Below are 20,361 nucleotides of genomic sequence, written 5' to 3'. Positions count from 1 at the left end.
CCTATGCTTATATCGCAAACCCGCAGGCTTTATCTATTACCTTCCCGCCGTCAGTTTGGGCAGGCGTTATTCGAGTCAGTGGTGGCGCTCAGCCTGTTTATGGTATTTTTGTTTGCGATGCAGTGGGTGTGGCGCTTTGGAGAACTGGCGCAGTTAAATGCTGAAGCCCCACGCTTCGCTATGTGGGAAAGAACTGCCTATAAAGACAACGGGACAGCGGACGTGCAGTCGCTTTACAGTAGCGATGCAGATCTAGCGCCCAAAGTGTTTCGAAACGTTTATCTAACGCCACGTGGCGCACGACAATCGCAAGCCCCGGGAGGCGACGCGATGATGCAAGATCATCCAGATTGGATGACGACAGCCGCTCGCTTTTTTACCAACACGTTTGCAAGCGCTACCTTTGGTGCCGTCACCAGCAGCGCATTAACAGTCACGACTAACGCCAATACGGCACCCGGCGGTCCGATGGGATTCGATCCTACTCACAATACGCTCACCAGCCTCAAGCTTGATGATAAACCTTACGAACGAGTTCAAGTCAACGGTGCCATCGGATTAGGGGAATTTATTACAGCATTCATGCAACAACGTTTTGGGATCACGCCGCCCGCTGGCGCAAGTAGCGACGGCGTGACGACCAATCTGGCGTTGGGCAGCCTGACTATGGTGACTAACTCCTGGTCGGCGCCCGGAGCGGTCGCGATTAAACGGATTTATGGAGAGCTCAATCCGCTCGCACCAACCAATCACGTGGGCATGGTGCTTAACAATGGTCAGTATGGAAATTTATCCCAGTTGATTGGTGGTGCATCGGGTTTCGGCGGCAATTATCGGGTAGATAAAGCGGGGATCAATCCAGCGCAGATTTCAGCGCTGGTAACCCAAGGCATGGGCTTTGATTACAACGGCCTCAAAAATCCAGGTGATCTGATAAAGCTATTCAAGCCGACCGATGAATACAAGGAAAATTTCACCTTTAAGGGTGCTGGTCTGGAACCTGAGTTTGTCGGCGTGACGTGCAAAGCCAACGTACCGAACTCTATTCGTCTGACCCAATATACCCAAGATGAATTGTGTCCATCCGGCACCATGCGCGCACGCGTCATCTCGATGTTCGATAACCCCGCGCTAAAGTTTAATGCGCCATAACAACTCTGCAGAAAGGCCCAATTGATCAGCCTTTCCTAGCCTCTTTCGGATATCTGCGGGTCTACTCCGAGACATTCATTAAAGCAAAAGAAATTACAACTTCCGATGTCGCAAAGCTGGCAGATTTTCACGCACTTGTCGCATGTAATCGGCGTCGATCTCGCCGCTGACGACACCTTCGCCTTCAGGCAGTACCATTTTGATTTCGCCCCAAGGATCAATCAACATACTGTGGCCCCATGTGCGGCGGCCATTCGGATGTTTACCGCCTTGCGCGGCAGCTAAAACATAGCATTGATTTTCGATGGCGCGGGCACGCAATAAAATTTCCCAGTGCGCTTTACCGGTCGTGTAAGTGAAGGCGGCCGGCATCACAATTAAACTGCAATCGCCCATGGCGCGGTACAACTCAGGAAAGCGCAAGTCATAGCATACTGAAAGGCCAACTTTGCCACACGGTGCATTGAAAGTGGTGACGTCTTTGCCATAAGAAATGGTGCGCGCCTCGTCGTACGATTCTTCGCCTTTATTAAAACTAAATAAGTGAATTTTATCGTAATGACTCAACTGCTCGCCGCCAGGGCCATACACCAACGTGGCGTTAAGCACTTTGCCTGACTCTTGCGAGATAAGCGGCAACGTGCCGCCGATCAAATGAATATTATGTTCTTTTGCCAGCCCTGCCATAAAACGTTGAATAGGGCCAGCGCCAAGAGATTCGGCAATGGTCACTTTGTCGCTATCTTGCCATCCCATGATCGGCCAATATTCAGGCAGTAAAACTAATTGCGCACCTTGCTGTGCCGCTTCAGCGACCAATTTTCGCGCGGTAGAAAAATTTTCTTCAACCTGCGGCGTCGACACCATTTGTATGGCGGCAATTTTGAATGGGCTTGTAGCTTGATTCATCATATTTCGACTCCGACTCTCAGGTTAATGTGATTTGCGCTATTTTTTTAAAGCGATACAGCTACTAAATAATTGATGGTGATTGCTTTGCTTTTAATTTTTACTTTTAATCTTTGCTTTTAATGTTAACTCTAATGATTTTCGATGACAGTTGTAGCATTACTTTTGCCTTCAGACTGATCGTCTTTATGCCCGATTTTCTTCACTATCGGATCTTTCCATGGACCAGTAATATCATACTCAAAAGTGAAAGCCCGCATCAACGGATCACGTAGAAATAACTGGGCTAAAAAAGTACCGATGCCAACCACAGGATTGATTGCCAATACTGCCAGCGAGGCCGCACCCGCATTAATTTCCGGAAGAACAGCGACATGCAAATTCTGCGTTTCCTGAGCAATGTCAGCGCTACCACTCAACAAAACCGTCGCCGCCACACTACGCATCTTGAAGTTATCAGTGGTTGCCTTGCCTTGCGCAATCGTCGCCGTGGCGGTGACGCTGTCGAACGCAAACCCTTCCGAAAATACATCCCTGAAATCTAGTGTCAGGCGACGCGGCAATGACTGCAGGCTGAGTACGCCCAGCAACTTGGCTGCACCGGGATCGACTTTGAGAAATTGACCCTGTTGCATATCCAGATTAATCTGTCCTGTTAGTGATGGTATATCAATTGAAAACGGCAATCCCTTCCATGTAACATCGCCATCCATCCGCCCTTTGGTGCTCTTAAGGATATGGGCGAAACCAAAACGTTCGAGCAATTTTCCTGCATCATTGACGTCTAGCGCATAAGTTAAATTGGTCAAGTTATTGTCATTGACCGTGGTCCATTTGCCCGCTGCCTTGAGTTCGGCATCGGGATTGCGAATGGACAATCGCCGTATACGCCATTCGCTACCGACATCGGCATGCACGTTGTCAGCAACCAGTTCCAGCCGACCTAATTTTTTATCCATTAACTGAAAATCTTCAGCAACGATATCAAGACCCGGTATCTCGGTCGCAGCATCTTTGCTCTCTAATATTTCTTTCACATCCGACGTCGCGTTCTCTGGAATGATCAGCGATGACAAGCGTGCTGTGACCTTACCAAGGCCGTGCCCAGAACTGACCGTATTCCAGGTCACGTAACCAGATGCCTGAGTAGAGTCGATATTTGCCTGCCATATATTTTTTTGATGCGATGCGCCCACCACCACATTGTTCAGCTTTTTTCCCATGAGAATCAATTCACCAGCCCGGACCGCCACTACCTCCGGTTTGACATATTGGGCGATACCAGCAAGTTGCGCTGGATCTGTGATAGCTTTATTAGCCGAGCCATCGTTAGCAGCGCCTGCCAGATCACTCCACTGATCAAGGTTTAACGATTTCGCATTCAGATTAATGACCACTCCGCTATCGGGTTCCGGTATAGGTGCATTGACCCCGATACCGCCACGCAATACTTTCCATTCGGCTTCTTTGTCGATGGATTTCTGCCGTTGATAGCGTGCAGCCATCGCCGCGCCCAAAGATATACGAATTTCGTCACGTAAAAATAATGGATCATTAGACGTTACGCCGACCCATTCAAATTTAAGTGGCAAGCTGTCATTAGCAGCCTTTTGCAATGGTGCGGGGAAATTCAATGTCAGCCCTTGTAAACTGGAATCAACCAGCAATTCGGTATGATGATCATGGATAGATACGGTTGCGCTGTAGCGACTGGCACCACTGGCATGACTGAAAATACTTTGCGCGTTGGCACTTGGATACACTATTTTTAACCCATCCAGCGTTGCCACACCGTCAATCTTGATTTTGCTCTGACCATCTGGCTGCGTGCCACCACTGGCCTGAACCGGACCGCCAAGAAAAGAACCCTTGAGTCCATTTAGATTGAACCCTTTTTGATTGAATTCAAGTTTGCCATTGACGCCTTGTAATGGCGGAATGATCTTTTGCAACACAACGTCATTGTTAAAAAATTGGACCGTACCATTGACTTTAGAATCGAATGCATGCGCCAAGGGAATGTGAAGATCGAGATTGAGTTGCGCGTTGCCCTTGCCTTCAGACTCATTCGTAAAACCACCAATCCAGTGCTCAACTGGACTGTTATTAACAAAGGACAGAAAATCGCCGAGCGCACCGGCACCTTTCCCCTCAATATTGAGCATTCCATCATGCGACAATAAATCCGGAACCGTTGCGACCACATTGCTCAACGCCACGTTAGTCGTTTTAGCGCTATCAGCCTTAATTTGCAACCGTGTCCTGTCCACGGCAATCGTTCCGTTAATTTTTTCCAGAAGCGGCCACAAGGGTTGCTTGCCGTCCTGACCAAAAATACCAGGATCATATTCCATTGTTCCGTTATCAATCTTACCGAAAACGCTAAACTCACCCTTGGCTTTTGCGGTAGGATCGTTCGCTGGCGTATTAAATGGAAAATGTGCAAGATCACCTTTAAGTTTAATCGTTACGTCACGTGCGGTCCCGTCTTTCAATGCGCCAACCAACCAGTGTCGCAAATGCTCAGGGGTGTGTAACGGCAAATAAGACCCGATAGTATTTATTTGAAACATGCTTATCTGGCCGGTTATATCGATCATTCCGAGACCACCGTCATGACGCCCTAACGGCAACAAATGGGTGCCCGATAGTGATCCGGCGGCTCCATCCTGCACAAAATTCAGGCTATCAATTTGTATCAGCAGATTTTTGCCCTGCCTTGGGATTGATGGTGAGGGTAACGCTTTCTGAGCTAATTTTTCTAACATGCCATCCTGAACCTGCCAATGCGCCTTTAAGTCCAGGTGCTGGAACGGCATCACCGGTTGCACAAAATAGCCGGGCAAGGTCACTGACATTTTGTCCGACGCAACGTTGAGCGAACCGCCTGACTGACTAACGTCGATACTGCCAGTAATATTATCAACGCCAGGAATAGCTGACATGGCCGGTTGCGCTGGCTGGGATGCCGTTTTTGGTTGAGCAACTCGAGACGACTGCGCAGCTAGGCTCAGTCCTTTAAACTGTCCCTTAGCATGATAAGCGGTAACTGCTGGATAAGTGCCCTGCCACTGGGCTGAGAAATTGTGTAACTCGCCACGCGGTGCATAGTCGTTCAGCATCTGGACTTGTGACTTGGTCAACGGCAAGCGCTGAGCAAAATCAGCTAAGGTTTGCAGTACAAGCCTGTCGGCGCTTAAAGAGTATTTTTCTGGCCGACTACCTTTGGCTGGCAAATAAGACTCATTAATGGTGGTGCGCGGAAGGACCAAACCGTCCATGGTTTCGAACGAAAAATCCGTCAACGAAATATGATGCCCGTTGCTACCGAAGGTCGGTACGCCATCTGCTGATGACGGTCCGATTTCTTCCTGCGCGGAAATCCGACCATGTACCTGACGCAAAGTCAGGAGCGCTAAATCTTTGCGCAAACGTACCGACAAATCGGCTAATTCCACATCGGCAGCAAAATCGACCACCTTGGCATGATCAAGATCAAGCCAGGCTCTTACCGCGCCCTTTCCTTGATTTAGTTCAATCGGATAATCGACGTAAGCTTTCCAGAGTGTTAAATCTGTATTCCGAATGTCCGCGTAAAGCGTTCCCTTCCAACGAGAAATATCGGCTTTCTTCCGAGCAAACACTGGATGCGTGAATTCAGCGCGCAGATCAATCGGCGTAGAAAATGTCGCAGGTGGCGTTGCCCGCACTGATAGCCGATGGTGACGCCAACGGTTGTTTATTACCACATCAACATTCGTGAGCGCTAGTTCTGGTGCGCCCCGCAACTTATCGTTCCAGCTGACACGTCCTTGACGAATCACAATTTGATTTTGTGCCAAAACCCATTCTGCACCGCCGCCGCCATTCTCGGATTTGGGATTAATTGGAATCCCGGCGATAAACAAGTTACCTGCCGTATCGCGTTCTATTTGTAGATTCGGGCGATCAACTTCTAATGAATCAAGGCGCAGCGTACCTAACAATAACGAACGCCAGGATAGTGTGGCAGCAACTTGCGGCAAACTTAAAGCAGGTGATTTTTTTTGATCCGCAACAATGACATCGGTCAACGTCAGCGTCGGTTGCAAACCGTCCCATGATGCCGCAATCGTTCCAATTGATATCGGAGATCCAAGCGCACTGCTGACGATTTGTTCAACGTTACTTTTGTAGTGGCTAATATTTGGCAGAACCACATAACGCAGCGTCAGAAACACCCCACAAAATATAAAATACGCCACGACCAAGGTCTTCAGCACAAACCCGACCAAATGATGTGTTAGCAGGTTAATACGTTGGTATGCGCTCGTAATCGCACGCCACAATAGTGTGATTCGAGGCACGGCGACAGGATTATTTTGTTGCTTTTTAGACATCAATCAATGGGGAAAATTGGTGATTTAAAAACGAAATGGCGCAATAACGCAAGACAAACAGAAAACAAACATACATCAACGATGCAGAGAAAATAAAAATAAACCTACTTTCCGCTTAGTGACGCAATCAGACTCAAAATACCCCTCTATGTTCGCACGTATCGTTATCGATAAATATCAAAACCCTTAAAACCCGACAAAAGTATTCCAAATCCATTCCATCCGCGGCATCATGCGTACTTACTCACTGTGCGATGCTTAATGTCTAGAGTCACACGCGTAGTGATTCAATTAGTCAAACCGTATTCATTACTTGAATGTCAAACGCCGTGACGCAATCCCTCATTAGCACCGATGCCGCCTCTCATTTTTATACTCGCTGGATTAGCGCGGAAGCGGGCCGCGCAGAAAAAGTTGCGGGATTAGCGCAATTATCCCTAAGCCAGACGCCTTTTGCACTGCTGTTACAAAATGAAATAGATTCCGGCATGCCGTTACCGCGTGCGATGCGCCGTTTGCGGAATTTGATTGTCTGCACGTTAATTGCGCGTGATATAACTGGTGTGGCAGATTTGGAAGAAGTCGTCACTACGATGACCGTATTCGCCGATTTTGCGGTCAAAACGCATCTCGCCAGCGTCATGAGCGAGATGGTCGGGCTGCACGGCATGCCGATTGGTAAAGAGTCTGGCTTACCGCAAGAACTGATCATCCTTGGCATGGGTAAACTGGGTGGTGGCGAACTCAATGTATCGTCCGACATCGATTTGATTTTTGTGTACGCGGAAGACGGTGATACCGTCACCGATAGCACTGAACAGCGTCCTTTATCAAATCATGAGTTTTTTATACGTTTGGGCAAAAAACTGATCACCGCCATATCCGAAATCACTCAGGACGGCTTTACTTTTCGGGTTGATATGGCATTGCGTCCAAACGGCGCATCGGGTCCGCTCGTCGCCAGTTTAAATATGGTCGAGAACTATCTGGTCACGCAAGGTCGGGAATGGGAGCGCTACGCATGGTGCAAAGCGCGCGCAATGACCGGTCGACCTGAAGACATTGTCGCGCTTGAGAGCATCTCTCGCCCTTTCGTATTCCGACGCTATCTGGATTACGGCACGATCGATGCCATGCGGCTGATGCACAGACAAATCCGGGCGGAAGTCACCCGCCAGGAAGCTTTACATCCTGATCGCAACAATAACGTCAAACTGGGACGTGGTGGAATCCGGGAAATCGAATTTCTGGCGCAGGTATTCCAATTGATACGGGGCGGACGTGAGCATGATCTGCGTGACCGCTCGACCCGTAAAACCTTGCGCACGTTAGTTGACAAGAATTTGCTGACTGCCGAGGTCGTCGACCAACTGTTGGAAGCGTATGATTTTTTGCGTAATCTCGAACATCGTTTGCAATACCTCGATGATGCGCAAACCCATACCCTGCCGGTTAGCGATGCCGAACGTCTGATCATCGCTCAATCGATGGGATTTGGCGATACCGAGACTTTACTCAACGAACTTGAAAAACGTCGCGTGCTGGTTGCGGCTCAGTTTGATGCTATTTTTAGCGACAAACAAGATAAGCAAAATAAACAAAATGGACAACACAATGCCGCCAATAATGAGGCACAAAATATCCTCTGCGCCCTGAGCGACCGCGACAGTGTGGACGTCATCGAAAGCGTATTGACTTCACTAGGCTTCGGCGATGTCACCGATAATGCGCGCCGCCTTGCCTCGTCCTGGCAATCTGGACGCATACAGAACTTACCCGAAATTAGTCGCAATCGCTATACGGCGTTAATCAACGTTGCGCTGCCTATCATTGGCAAACTGTCAGAATCCAAAAATAGCACTGAATCGACCTCACAACACATTACGCTTGGCCGACTGCTTGATTTTCTCGATACTATCGCTCGTCGCGCTGCCTATCTGGCATTATTAACAGAGTATCCCGGAACCTTGCTTCGCGTGATCCGTATGATCGGCGCAAGTGACTGGGCAGCTAAGTTCCTGACGCTTCATCCTATCCTACTTGATGAATTGCTGGACGACCGTAGTCTCCATGACGATCCTGACTGGCCACAATTTGCCCAAGATTGCCGACGTCAGATGGACGCCGTCGCAGGTGATACTGAGCGTCAGCTTGATTTATTGCGGGAACTCCATCACGCCCAATTGTTTCGATTGTTGGCGCAAGATCTGGAAGGCAAGCTAAGCGTCGAGGTCTTATCTGATTACTTATCCTTGCTTGCAGATATTTTAGTCGACACCACCATTCAGTCGGTCTGGAAAACCTTCCCAAATCGTCATCGCGAAGTGCCCAAATTCGCCGTTATTGCTTATGGAAAGTTGGGAGGGAAGGAGTTAAGCTACGCGTCCGATCTTGACGTGGTCTTCCTCTACGACGATGCCGATCAGGATGCACCTGCGCTATACGCCAAACTGGCACAGCGGTTTATTACCTGGATGACGAGTCACACTTCCGCTGGAATACTATTCGATATCGATATCGCTTTACGTCCGGATGGCGCCAGTGGTTTACTGGTATCAACGTTTGCCACATTCGAAAAATATCAACGACAGTCAGCGTGGTTATGGGAACATCAAGCGTTAACCCGCGCGCGGTTTTGCTCAGGCGACAGCGATATTGGTGAACGCTTCGAAGCCCTTCGTGTTGATGTTTTGCGTCAGGTCCGCGATCCGCTCAAACTGGAACAGGAAGTGCGCGCTATGCGCCAAAAAATGCGAGACGCCAATCGCAATCGTAGCGATCTATTTGATCTCAAACACGATGAAGGTGGGATGATCGACATCGAGTTTTTGGTACAGTTTTTAATCTTGCGACATTCCGCGCTACACCCTGAACTCACCGCCGACATTGGCAATATCGCATTATTAAAATTATGTGGCGAGTTAGGCTTGATTGATGCGGAACTCGCGAGCGAAGCTGCAAATGCTTATCGCCATTATCGCAAGTTGCAACATCAGCGCCGCCTTCAGGGTGACGAGCGAGCGCGGGTATCGCCGGGTTGGGTTGCCGCTGAAACACCCATAGTCAAGAAGCTGATGGCATCAGTATTTACGGCCACTACGCATTAAACTTATGATGCAGTTGATGGGAAAGCGGTCTAATTTCCCATCAACTTAATCGCTCAAACCATCAAACTCATCATGTGATTTGATCCTTAAAAACGCAGAATCATAACGTAATAACGTTTACTCTCTGCAAGTTAAGGTCGTTAAAAAGCCCCGACTAGCGGGGCTTCGGAAAATTCAGGTAACCGTTAAGATTACTTGGCTTCCATCAATGCCACAGTGGTATCCAGCATGCGGTTCGAGAAACCCCATTCGTTATCATACCAGCTCGACACTTTAACCAAATTGCCAGAAACTTTGGTCAATGTTGCATCAAAATTGGACGATGCAGGATTGTGGTTGAAATCGACTGAAACCAATGGCTCAACGTTATAAGTCAGTACACCTTTCAGTGAACCTTCCGAGGCTTCTTTCAGGATGGCATTGACTTCATCGACCGTTGTTTCGCGTGCAGAAACAAACGACAGGTCGACCAACGACACGTTGATGGTTGGCACGCGAATGGCGAAACCGTCCAACTTACCGTTCAATTCTGGCAAGACCAAACCAACCGCGGCAGCTGCGCCGGTTTTGGTGGGAATCATGCTCATGGTTGCTGAACGGGCCCGACGCAAATCTTCGTGATAGACATCTGTCAACACTTGATCATTAGTATAAGAATGAATCGTTGTCATCAAACCATTTACCACGCCAATTTTGTCATTCAATGGCTTAACCAATGGGGCTAGACAGTTGGTGGTGCAAGATGCATTCGAAATGACAGTGTCAGTCGACTTCAAGACATTGTGATTAACGCCAAAAACAATCGTCGCATCAACATCTTTGCCGCCCGGTGCCGAAATGATTACTTTCTTGGCGCCACCATGAATATGCGCGCTAGCTTTTTCTTTGGTGGTAAAGAAGCCCGTGCATTCCAAAACAACGTCAACCTTCAGCTCACCCCATGGAAGTTCAGCTGGATTGCGTTGTGCAAATACCTTAATACGGTCTCCGTTAACAACAATCGCGTCGCCATCCACTGTCACAGTACCGGGAAATTTACCGTGTGCTGTATCGTATTGGGTCAAATGCGCATTCGTTTTTGGATCACCCAAATCGTTAATCGCGACGATTTCGATGTCATGCTTCTTGCCGCCTTCGTAATGCGCGCGGAGGATGTTGCGGCCGATGCGGCCGTAGCCATTAATTGCAACGCGAATAGTCATGCTTTTCTCCTAAGGTATGAACAAAAATTTACTTCAGACGATTGTGTACAATCGTCGTTGCCTGAGTGCGTTAAGCCTGCTTAGAGCCTGAGTTTTATTCTTATGCGGCTCGTATTAGCATTGCTTTAGCATTACCCTGCATTCAATTAACACGTATCGTACGCCAGCCGTAACCAACTTCCTGCATCTCCAGATCATCCCAGATAAATGTTTGCTCGGTCAGCAATTCTCCACCTAACTTGGTATAAAACTGTCGGGCAATGTCATTTTGTGACAATACCCAGGCCAGCATATTGTTTGCACCCGCGCTGGCAAGCGTCGATGCTACGTGCGCGACTAACCGACGACCAATACCAGCACGCTGCACCGATGGAATTAAATAAATCGCAGTCAGCTCACTATCGAAACCCAACTTCGGCTCACTGAGCGTCATACCTGCAGCAAACCCGACAATTTCACCATCAATTTCAGCGACAAAAACACAAGCCGCATCGGATGCTGCATGCAGTATGCGCGTCCACAATGCCGTACTTTCGTCAACTTTCATGCTATCGAGATAAGCGACAGGAAGAATTCCACGATAAGTTGCACGCCAGCTATCAATGCGCACCCCAGCGATCACCCCGGCATCGGCCACAGTACCGCGACGCACCGAAAAGTCACCAACTATATTGGCGAAATCGGTGACGTCGGCCACCTCAGGAACACTTTTAATTTTCTTTATACCCACGCTCATGCCAGGGTCAGTTTGACTTTGTCCACCACATTTTCCACTGTGAAACCAAAGTGCTTAAACAAGACGCCAGCCGGAGCCGACTCACCGAAAGTATCCATTCCAACAACTGCGCCCTCAAGACCAACATATTTATACCATGTTGAAGTGACGCCAGCCTCAATCGCCACACGTGGCAAGCCACGGGTGAGAACACTCGCCTTATAGGACGCTTCCTGACGATCAAACACATCAGTGCTTGGCATTGAGACGACGCGTACTGCGATGCCTTCAGCGGCCAACGCGTCGGCCGCCTTGACTGCTAATTCAATTTCAGAGCCAGTCGCAATGATGATGCCTTTCGCGTCTTTAGCATCTTTGAGAACGTAGCCGCCGCGTGCGATGTCCGCAATTTGCGTCGGATTACGTTGTTGAAATGGCAGATTCTGGCGTGAGAAAATCAATGTACTCGGACCATCATGGCGCTTGACTGCATAACCCCACGCAACCGCTGATTCCACCGTATCGCATGGACGCCAGTTATCCAGATTCGGAATCAGGCGCAGGCTTGATACATGCTCAACAGATTGGTGGGTTGGACCATCTTCGCCAAGACCGATCGAGTCGTGCGTAAAGACAAATATCGAACGAATTTTCATCAATGCGGCCATACGCAACGCATTGCGGCTGTAATCAGAAAAGGTCAAAAAGGTCGCGCCAAATGGAATGTAACCACCATGCAAGGTGATCCCGTTCATCATCGCGCTCATCCCGAATTCGCGCACGCCATAATTGATATGGTTACCCGGTTGGTCGGCACGAACGGCGACGCACTCTTTCCAGTTAGTCAGATTGGAACCAGTCAAATCAGCGGAACCGCCGAGGAATTCAGGCAATACCGGAGCCAAAGCCTGAATTGCATTTTGACTCGCTTTACGCGTCGCGATAGTTTCTTGCTTTTCAACACATGTGGCAACGTAAGCGCTCAGCGTCTGATCAAAATTGCCAGGTAACTCGCCCTTCATACGACGCGTCAGTTCAGCGGCCTGGGTTGGAAATTCAGCGCTGTAAGCAGCAAATAAAGTATTCCATTGATCTTCAAAACGTTGACCTTGCACCTTGGCATCCCATGCGGCATAAACATCCTCAGGAATTTCAAACGGTGCTGAAGTCCAGCCCAATGCTTCGCGCACTGCGGCGATTTCTTTGTCGCCCAATGCTGCGCCGTGAACTTTATCGGTACCAGCCAGATTAGGTGAGCCTTTACCGATCACTGTTTTGCAGCAAATCAGGGTTGGTTTGTCGGCTAATTTGGCTTGATGGATGGCAGCATTCACTGCCTCAACATCGTGCCCGTCTACACTGCGGATCACGTGCCAACCGTAGGCTTCAAAACGTTTTGGGGTGTCATCCTTAAACCAACCTTCGACATGACCGTCAATCGAAATACCGTTATCGTCATATAGCACAATCAATTTGGAGAGACGCAATGTACCCGCTAGCGAACACGCTTCGTGCGAGATACCTTCCATCAAACAACCGTCACCCACAAAAGTGTAAGTGTAATGATCGACAACTGGAAAGGCTGGCTGGTTGAATTCTGCGGCCAACAATTTTTCAGCCAATGCCATGCCGACTGCATTGGTTAAACCCTGCCCCAGCGGACCCGTCGTGGTTTCAATTCCAGGCGTGACGTCCAGTTCCGGATGACCCGGTGTTTTGGAGTGCATTTGACGAAAATTACGTAACTCGTCCATCGGCAGGTCGTAGCCGGTCAAATGCAATAACGCGTATTGCAACATTGAACCATGTCCGTTCGACAACACAAATCGATCCCGATTGATCCATTTTGGATTGGTGGGATTATGCCGATAGTGCTTCGCCCACAGCGCCACAGCGATATCGGCCATGCCCATTGGCATACCTGGATGGCCGGAATTGGCTTTTTGTACTGCATCCATTGCCAAAGCGCGGATCGCATTGGCCATCTTCGAGGTCGGGAGTGTGGTGGTCATGGTTTTTACAGTTAGGCAATGGTTGTTCGTGCAGGGCGCAGCAAGCGGCGAAAAAATGACGTTTTAGGCTTGCGTCCAAAGAGATAGCACTAAAGCGCGATATTTTACCAAAATGCCGAGTCCTACGTTGCAAAAACACGTCGACTAGCATTTTTAGAGGCAAAAATAAATAGTTTTAAGGATCGAAATACAGATTCAGCTGCTCTCATTTCAAATGAGAAACAAACAGATGAACAAGGCGACAAACAAGCTGATGGATAAAGAATTCATTTTTACTTCGTGATCACCAACGCGATCAAAACGAATTAGTTGGGTTAACTCTTCCAAATAAACCTCTACTAAGGCGAATAGCCGTGATCAAAATAGCGATTCCGGTCAACTTCCGTCATACTAAGCCATCTTACGGCAAGCTAATAGGTCTCTATTCTATTTGCTCAACCTATTACAGTTGCCACTCACATTCTTTCGATCCTATGCCGCGTTTTTACATCCCTAATTCACTTGAAATTGGTTCCCATTTAGCACTACCGGAATCGGTGGCGCATCATATCCAAGTGCTCCGTCTTGCACTTGGGACCCCGATTACATTATTCAATGGAGGCGGCGGTGAGTTCACTGCCACTATCATTAGCATCGAAAAAAAGCGCGTCAGTGTAGAAATCAAAACTTTCTCGCCACGTGAAGCTGAATTGCCTTACGCCATCACTCTGGCGCAGGCGCTGCCCGAATCGTCAAAGCTGGACTGGATCATTGAAAAAGCCGTTGAGTTGGGCGCTGCCGGCATTCAACCTCTGTCAGCACAGCGCTGTGTCGTGCGATTTTCCAGCGATCGGGTCGAAAAAAAACAAGCACATTGGCAAGCTGTCATTGTCGCCGCGGCGGAGCAAAGCGGACGCAATCGATTGCCCCATTTAGCCCCGCTCACCTCCCTCAATGAATGGTTAGGTCAACAAGACTTACATAAGCGGATTATCTTGTCCCCGCGCGGAGAAGAGTCTTTGTCAAACTGGGCCCGCCATCAACCGCCGCAATCGGTGGCGCTATTGATAGGTCCGGAAGGTGGTTTTACCGAGTTAGAAGAGCGAGCCGCGTGCGCTCAAGGCGCATTGATGCTGTCTATGGGCGCAAGAATATTACGTACTGAAACAGCGGGGCTCGCAGCGCTGGCAGCGATAAATGGTATCTGGGGAGAAATGTAATTAGTGTCGGTCATTTGCACAAGATGCAATAAAATCTATCACGCCAAAATTAACATGCTATTTTGATAAATTTAAATCATAAACATCCATTCTGATCAGTCGTCCGCAACAAAATTTGTTTCCATATTGCAAATAATACAGTGCTTTTAGGCAATATTATTAGTAAAAACTCGCATTGAGGGTCGCAGTCGTCCACATTTAGCCCTATAGTTAGGTGGGTATCGCCGTCGGTTACCCGTTCTTTTTTAATTCGCTTCATATTGGTATCCGTTTTTACTGAGGAGAAAATCATGGGATTATTAGATGGCTTGCTTGGCGCGGTCAGCGGCAATCAAGGAGAGTCAGGGCAAACGAACGATCCCAAAGCGATGCTGATACAAGCCGCGCTTAGCATGCTAACCAATCATTCTGGTGCTGGTGTAGGTGGCGCAGAGGGTGGTTTAGGCGGTCTACTGAGCAAATTTCAGGCTGCCGGACTGGGTGACGTGGTGAGTTCATGGGTCAGCAACGGCCAAAATCAAGCGATATCCCCAGATCAGGTCCAACAGGCGTTAGGCGGTGGTCAACTAGAACACTTGGCACAAGCTACCGGACTTTCTGAAGGCGAAACTGCCAGCCATTTATCAGAAATACTACCTGGATTGATTGATAAATTAACCCCTAATGGAGAGGCTTCTGAATCCGGTGGTGGTTTGAGCGGGCTTGCGGGTATGCTTGGCGGCCTACTCGGCGGTAACAAATCCGCTTAAATCGGTGACTTTTCCTTAAGTAATACCGGTCATTAATTGCGGAGAATAATACCGCGAAGCTTGGAAAATCGCCCTTTTGAGGCGATTTTTTCATCGTTTCTTCCTTTTCAAACACAAATAAAACAAAGAACGACCAACCATTCCAACGGTAGGTGGGAGTTGCGACGCGAAAGCATTTATAATCTATGGTTTTGCAACATCTTTCCCGGCCACTTCTATGAAGGTATTTCGCGGACTTCCCAACGCAGAATCGCGTGCGCCCTGCGCTCTGACGATCGGCAACTTTGACGGCGTACATCGCGGCCATCAGATTTTGCTCGCGCACGTGCGCAAAGCCGCGACCGAATTAGGTCTCGATGCTGCCGTGATGACATTTGAGCCACATCCGCGTGAATTTTTTGCTCAGCATTTCCAACATCCGGTCATATTGCCAACCCGCGTAGCCAATTTGCGTGACAAGTTGCAATCGTTGGCGCAAGCCGGTATTGACCGCGTGATCGTCGAACATTTCAATGCGCATTTTTCCGCTCTGTCGCCGCAAGACTTTATCGAAAAAGTATTAGTACAAGGCCTGCATATCAAATGGTTGATGGTAGGCGAAGATTTTTGCTTTGGCGCGCGCCGCGCTGGCAATATCGCAACGCTGATTGAAGCCGGGAAAAAATACGGTTTTCAGGTAAAAACCTTACCAAATGTGATGAACGACGGAACACGCGTGTCCTCATCGGCAGTACGTCTCGCATTGGCGAATGGTGACTTTGCCGCTGCAAGAACCTTATTAGGCCATCCTTATTCCATCTCAGGACACGTTGTTCATGGAAAAAAATTAGGGCGGACGTTGGGGTTTCCTACATTGAATCTGCGCGTTCACCATAAACGACCTGCGTTGTCGGGCATTTTTGCAGTGCGGGTCCACGGACTAACAGAGCAGCCTCTACCCGCCGTAGCCAGTATTGGCACACGCCCTACCGTCGACAAAAGCGGGCATGTGCTGCTAGAAGCCTTTATCCTTGACTACTCTGGCGATTGTTACGGCAAAGTGGTAAAGGTCGAATTTTTAAAAAAATTGCGCGACGAAGAAAAGTACGTTGATCTGCCAACATTAACTGCGGCAATCCAGCGCGATGTTGAAAATACACGGGATTACTTTCGCCAGCACGATAGCGCCGCCATTTCAGCGACCGACCGAATTTGAGGCGTGTTGCAACATGAAGCGCCGGTTGCAGCAGATAAGGTTGTCGCACTGAGTCTGTGACATATTGGTGCCATCCCAAGGGGTGCAAAGCTTACCGCAATCGCCACTTTGCCACAGACATCCACTGAATTCAATTGAAGAAAATTATGTCCGACCAGCCAACTCAAGTACCTAAGCCAGAAAATAACAAGGCCGCAAAAGTAACTAAGCCACAAAGCAAATATCCGGTCAATATGACCGAAACAGCTTTCCCTATGCGTGGCGATCTTGCCAAGCGAGAGCCGCAATGGGTAAAAGAGTGGCAAGAAAAAAAGGTGTATGAGCGCATTCGCAAAGCCTCTAAAGCCCGCCCTAAATTTATCCTGCATGACGGCCCACCGTATGCAAATGGCGAGATCCATTTAGGTCATGCGGTGAACAAAATTCTGAAAGACATGATCGTTAAAGCGCGCAATATGGCTGGCTTTGACGCGCAATACGTGCCCGGTTGGGATTGTCACGGCATGCCGATCGAAATCCAGATCGAAAAGAAATATGGCAAAAATCTGCCCGTGGCGGAAGTACAGGCAAAAGCACGCGCTTATGCCAACGCCCAGATTGATTTGCAGCGCAAAGACTTCATCCGGCTAGGCGTATTGGGCGAATGGGATAATCCCTACAAGACCATGAACTTCAGCAACGAAGCAGATGAGTTACGCGCGCTCGGCACGATACTCGAAAAAGGGTATGTGTATCGGGGTCTGAAGCCGGTCAACTGGTGTTTCGATTGCGGCTCGGCACTAGCTGAAGCGGAAGTCGAATATCAGGATAAGCGTGACCCATCGATTGATGTCGGCTTCCCGTTTGCAGAACCAGAAAAACTTGCCACCGCATTCGGCCTGTCAGCGTTGCCGATCGATAAAGGCTACGTCGTTATCTGGACCACCACGCCGTGGACCATCCCTTCTAATCAGGCGCTCAACGTCCATCCTGAAGTCGACTATGCCTTAGTGGAGACGGTCCGCAATGGCGAACCGATTTTGCTGATTTTGGCACAAGATCTGGTTGCGGCATCGCTGGTCCGTTTCGGTCTCGAAGGTAGCGTCATCGCGACCTGTAAAGGCTCGGCACTGTCGCTAATCAATTTCAAACATCCGCTAGCCACTGCGCATGCTGGTTATGATCGTTTGTCACCAGTCTATTTAGGCGACTACGTCACCACTGAAAGCGGCACCGGTATCGTTCATTCGGCACCCGCTTATGGTATCGAAGACTTTATTTCCTGCAAAGCGCATGGCCTCAAAGACGATGACATTATCAGTCCGGTCATGGGCGATGGACGTTATGCATCGTCATTGCCGTTATTTAATGGCCTGACAATCTGGGAAGCGTCGAAACCCATCTGCGCGACACTGGAAGAAGTTGGTAGCTTATTTAAGCTAGAGATGTTTGATCACAGTTATATGCATTGCTGGCGTCATAAAACACCCATCATCTACCGCGCCACATCGCAATGGTTTGCCAGCATGGATAACTTGCCAACAGATGGCGGTGATAGCTTACGCAAAACTGCCATCCGCGCTATTGAAGACACGTCTTTTTTCCCTGCATGGGGTAAAGCCCGGTTGCATGGCATGATTGTCAATCGTCCCGACTGGACGCTCTCGCGCCAACGCCAATGGGGCGTGCCGATGGCCTTCTTCGTCCATAAAGAAACCGGCGACCTGCATCCGCGTACGCCAGAATTGCTAGAGCAAATCGCACTATTAATCGAAAAAAGCGGCATCGAAGCGTGGCAAGCATTGGACCCAAAGGACCTGCTCGGCGACGAAGCTGATCTTTATACAAAAAATAAAGACACGCTGGATGTCTGGTTTGACTCGGGCCTGACACATCAGACAGTGCTGCGCGGATCGCATCATCTGCAATCGCAGTTCCCGGCTGATCTGTACCTGGAAGGCTCGGACCAACATCGCGGTTGGTTCCACTCGTCATTATTGACTTCCTCAATGCTGAATGGCCGTGCGCCCTATAAAGCGCTGTTGACACACGGTTTTGTGGTCGATGGTGAAGGCAAAAAAATGTCGAAGTCGTTGAAAAACGGCATCGAACCACAGAAAGTATCGGACACACTCGGTGCCGAAATTTTGCGTTTGTGGGTTGCCTCCAGCGATTATTCTGGCGAAATCACGATCTCTGACGAGATTTTGAAACGCGTCACCGAATCGTATCGTCGCATCCGTAATACGCTGCGCTTTCTATTGGCGAACACTTCCGACTTCAACCCATTGACTGACGCGGTACCAATTGGTGAGTTGCTAGAAATCGACCGTTATGCCATTGCTAGCATGACGCAACTACAAGTTGATGTTTTGCAACATTACGAAGGTTATGAGTTTCACCCGGTTATCTCGAAATTGCAGATGTATTGCTCGGAAGACCTGGGTGGTTTCTACCTCGACATTTTGAAAGATCGGCTATACACCGGTGGTGTTACATCGCACGCGCGACGTTCGGGCCAAACCGCGATATGGCACATTACCCAAGCCTTGCTGCGCCTGATCGCACCAACGTTGTCATTTACAGCAGAAGAAGCCTGGTCGTTCTTTGCCAGCAAAGATGCTTATGCCGACAGTGACGAGACGATCTTTACGCAAACCTATTACACGCTTCCTGTCATTGATGGCGCTGCGACATTGATCGAAAAATTCAATGCCTTACGCACGTTGCGTGCCGATGTCACCAAACGTCTGGAAGAAGTGCGTGCTGCTGGCGGTATTGGTTCGTCGCTGCAAGCTGAGGTTGAGTTGAAGGTCACGGCTAGTAAATACGCACTGTTGAACAGCCTTGGCGATGATCTTAAATTTATCCTGATTACTTCCGCAGCCACCGTGACAGAAGTCGCATCGGCAGCCGAAGAAACTATCTTGGTAACGCCATCATCCCAACAAAAATGTGAGCGCTGTTGGCACTATCGCGCTGATGTCGGCAGCCACGCCGAGCATGTTGGTTTATGCGGACGTTGTGTTTCTAACCTGTTTGGCAGCGGTGAAGACCGCCATTTTGCCTAAGCTGCTGATTGCATAGAGTACAAAGACCAGCTTTAACTGAACGGCCCGAAATCAATCTGTATTATTTTCGGGTCGTAAATCATCTTGATGGTTTTTGTTTGTATTTGCTTTATATCCGGCACCACTGATTCTTGCTTGCTGAACCCTATATTTATGGCCACTAAAAAACGCTCTGTATCGTCGAACTCGCACTCATCCTCTAAATTAAGTGCAGGATTGCTTCCCTGGATGGGAATCGCAGGGCTCGTAATTCTTATTGATCAATTGACCAAAGTCACCATCACGCGGATGTTCAGTTATGGCGAATCCCATCCGGTAACGGCGTTCTTCAACCTTGTGTTGGTGTACAACCCTGGCGCCGCATTCAGTTTTCTGGGATCTGCGTCAGGATGGCAGCGCTATTTTTTTACGGGCGTTGGTATAGCCGCCGCGATTTTCATTGTTTTTCTGCTTAAACGTCACGCTGGACAACGCATGTTTTGTACTGCGCTGGCGTTAATACTCGGCGGTGCGCTGGGCAATGTAACGGACCGTATCGCTTATGGGCACGTGATCGACTTTTTGGATATATACATTGGGCGCTGGCATTGGCCTGCATTCAATATCGCCGATAGCGCGATTTGCATAGGCGCGGTATTGTTCGTCATAGATGAGCTGCGTCGTGTCAATAAATAAGCAACTTGCACTACTTT

12 protein-coding genes are annotated in these 20,361 nt (G+C 48.9%); 7 read left to right on the top strand and 5 right to left on the bottom strand.

The features are described from left to right. The first annotated feature begins 3 nt into the window (after window positions 1–3). The gene (locus tag QN379_RS14470; protein WP_322237004.1) at window positions 4–1,152 is read left to right on the top strand and encodes a hypothetical protein; all 1,149 of its coding nucleotides are present in this window, start codon (window positions 4–6) and stop codon (window positions 1,150–1,152) included. 93 nt (window positions 1,153–1,245) lie between these two features. On the opposite strand, the gene QN379_RS14465 is transcribed toward QN379_RS14470, so the two are convergent. Together QN379_RS14465 and QN379_RS14460 are read right to left on the bottom strand one after the other, a co-directional pair. Next, a complete protein-coding gene (locus QN379_RS14465; protein WP_416186818.1) occupies window positions 1,246–2,064 on the bottom strand; it encodes a carbon-nitrogen hydrolase family protein in 819 nt (272 codons plus the stop codon). A gap of 128 nt (window positions 2,065–2,192) precedes the next feature. After that, complete coding sequence (locus tag QN379_RS14460) at window positions 2,193–6,440, bottom strand: YhdP family protein (RefSeq protein WP_323506945.1); 4,248 nt, start codon at window positions 6,438–6,440, stop codon at window positions 2,193–2,195. A 317-nt stretch (window positions 6,441–6,757) separates the two neighbouring features. Between QN379_RS14460 and glnE the strand changes: the two genes are divergently transcribed. After that, window positions 6,758–9,547, top strand: a complete 2,790-nt coding sequence (gene glnE, locus QN379_RS14455; RefSeq protein ID WP_323506944.1) for a bifunctional [glutamate--ammonia ligase]-adenylyl-L-tyrosine phosphorylase/[glutamate--ammonia-ligase] adenylyltransferase — start codon at window positions 6,758–6,760, stop codon at window positions 9,545–9,547. Window positions 9,548–9,738: 191 nt separating this feature from the next. Here glnE and gap read toward each other — a convergent pair whose 3' ends face one another. From gap to tkt, 3 genes are all read right to left on the bottom strand, one after another. After that, window positions 9,739–10,749 (bottom strand): type I glyceraldehyde-3-phosphate dehydrogenase, encoded by a 1,011-nt coding sequence (gene gap, locus QN379_RS14450; protein WP_322236999.1) that lies wholly within the window; start codon window positions 10,747–10,749, stop codon window positions 9,739–9,741. 142 nt (window positions 10,750–10,891) lie between these two features. Further along, on the bottom strand, window positions 10,892–11,485 hold the full coding sequence (locus QN379_RS14445; protein WP_323506943.1) for a GNAT family N-acetyltransferase: 594 nt from the start codon (window positions 11,483–11,485) through the stop codon (window positions 10,892–10,894). Beyond that, window positions 11,482–13,476, bottom strand: a complete 1,995-nt coding sequence (gene tkt, locus QN379_RS14440; protein ID WP_323506942.1) for a transketolase — start codon at window positions 13,474–13,476, stop codon at window positions 11,482–11,484. The genes QN379_RS14445 and tkt overlap by 4 nt, the downstream gene beginning before the upstream one ends. A gap of 473 nt (window positions 13,477–13,949) precedes the next feature. Here tkt and QN379_RS14435 point away from each other — a divergent pair, with 473 nt between their 5' ends. The 5 genes from QN379_RS14435 to lspA all read left to right on the top strand — a co-directional run bounded on the left by QN379_RS14435 (window position 13,950) and on the right by lspA (window position 20,344). Further along, window positions 13,950–14,675, top strand: a complete 726-nt coding sequence (locus QN379_RS14435) for a 16S rRNA (uracil(1498)-N(3))-methyltransferase (RefSeq protein WP_322240528.1) — start codon at window positions 13,950–13,952, stop codon at window positions 14,673–14,675. 290 nt (window positions 14,676–14,965) lie between these two features. Then, a complete protein-coding gene (locus QN379_RS14430) occupies window positions 14,966–15,424 on the top strand; it encodes a YidB family protein (RefSeq protein WP_322236994.1) in 459 nt (152 codons plus the stop codon). Window positions 15,425–15,641: 217 nt separating this feature from the next. Continuing rightward, a complete protein-coding gene (locus tag QN379_RS14425) occupies window positions 15,642–16,619 on the top strand; it encodes a bifunctional riboflavin kinase/FAD synthetase (RefSeq protein ID WP_322236992.1) in 978 nt (325 codons plus the stop codon). Window positions 16,620–16,765: 146 nt separating this feature from the next. After that, window positions 16,766–19,669 carry an isoleucine--tRNA ligase gene (gene ileS / locus QN379_RS14420; protein ID WP_416186817.1) on the top strand — a complete coding sequence of 968 codons (2,904 nt, stop codon included), beginning with the start codon at window positions 16,766–16,768 and terminating at the stop codon, window positions 19,667–19,669. A 153-nt stretch (window positions 19,670–19,822) separates the two neighbouring features. Then, the gene (gene lspA / locus QN379_RS14415; protein ID WP_322236990.1) at window positions 19,823–20,344 is read left to right on the top strand and encodes a signal peptidase II; all 522 of its coding nucleotides are present in this window, start codon (window positions 19,823–19,825) and stop codon (window positions 20,342–20,344) included. The last annotated feature ends 17 nt before the right edge of the window (window positions 20,345–20,361 follow it).

The sequence above is a fragment of the Glaciimonas sp. Gout2 genome (assembly GCF_035018905.1).
Taxonomy (GTDB): Bacteria; Pseudomonadota; Gammaproteobacteria; order Burkholderiales; family Burkholderiaceae_D; genus Glaciimonas.
Note: the sequence above shows the minus strand (reverse complement) of the source record. Positions and strands in the feature narration are given on the sequence as shown.

Bases quoted from the DNA above. Each gene is read 5' to 3' on its own strand.
- QN379_RS14470 (WP_322237004.1), top strand. From the start codon at position 4: ATGCTTATATCGCAAACCCGCAGGCTTTATCTATTACCTTCCCGCCGT.
- QN379_RS14465 (WP_416186818.1), bottom strand. From the start codon at position 2,064: ATGATGAATCAAGCTACAAGCCCATTCAAAATTGCCGCCATACAAATG.
- QN379_RS14460 (WP_323506945.1), bottom strand. From the start codon at position 6,440: ATGTCTAAAAAGCAACAAAATAATCCTGTCGCCGTGCCTCGAATCACA.
- glnE (WP_323506944.1), top strand. From the start codon at position 6,758: ATGTCAAACGCCGTGACGCAATCCCTCATTAGCACCGATGCCGCCTCT.
- gap (WP_322236999.1), bottom strand. From the start codon at position 10,749: ATGACTATTCGCGTTGCAATTAATGGCTACGGCCGCATCGGCCGCAAC.
- QN379_RS14445 (WP_323506943.1), bottom strand. From the start codon at position 11,485: ATGAGCGTGGGTATAAAGAAAATTAAAAGTGTTCCTGAGGTGGCCGAC.
- tkt (WP_323506942.1), bottom strand. From the start codon at position 13,476: ATGACCACCACACTCCCGACCTCGAAGATGGCCAATGCGATCCGCGCT.
- QN379_RS14435 (WP_322240528.1), top strand. From the start codon at position 13,950: ATGCCGCGTTTTTACATCCCTAATTCACTTGAAATTGGTTCCCATTTA.
- QN379_RS14430 (WP_322236994.1), top strand. From the start codon at position 14,966: ATGGGATTATTAGATGGCTTGCTTGGCGCGGTCAGCGGCAATCAAGGA.
- QN379_RS14425 (WP_322236992.1), top strand. From the start codon at position 15,642: ATGAAGGTATTTCGCGGACTTCCCAACGCAGAATCGCGTGCGCCCTGC.
- ileS (WP_416186817.1), top strand. From the start codon at position 16,766: ATGTCCGACCAGCCAACTCAAGTACCTAAGCCAGAAAATAACAAGGCC.
- lspA (WP_322236990.1), top strand. From the start codon at position 19,823: ATGGCCACTAAAAAACGCTCTGTATCGTCGAACTCGCACTCATCCTCT.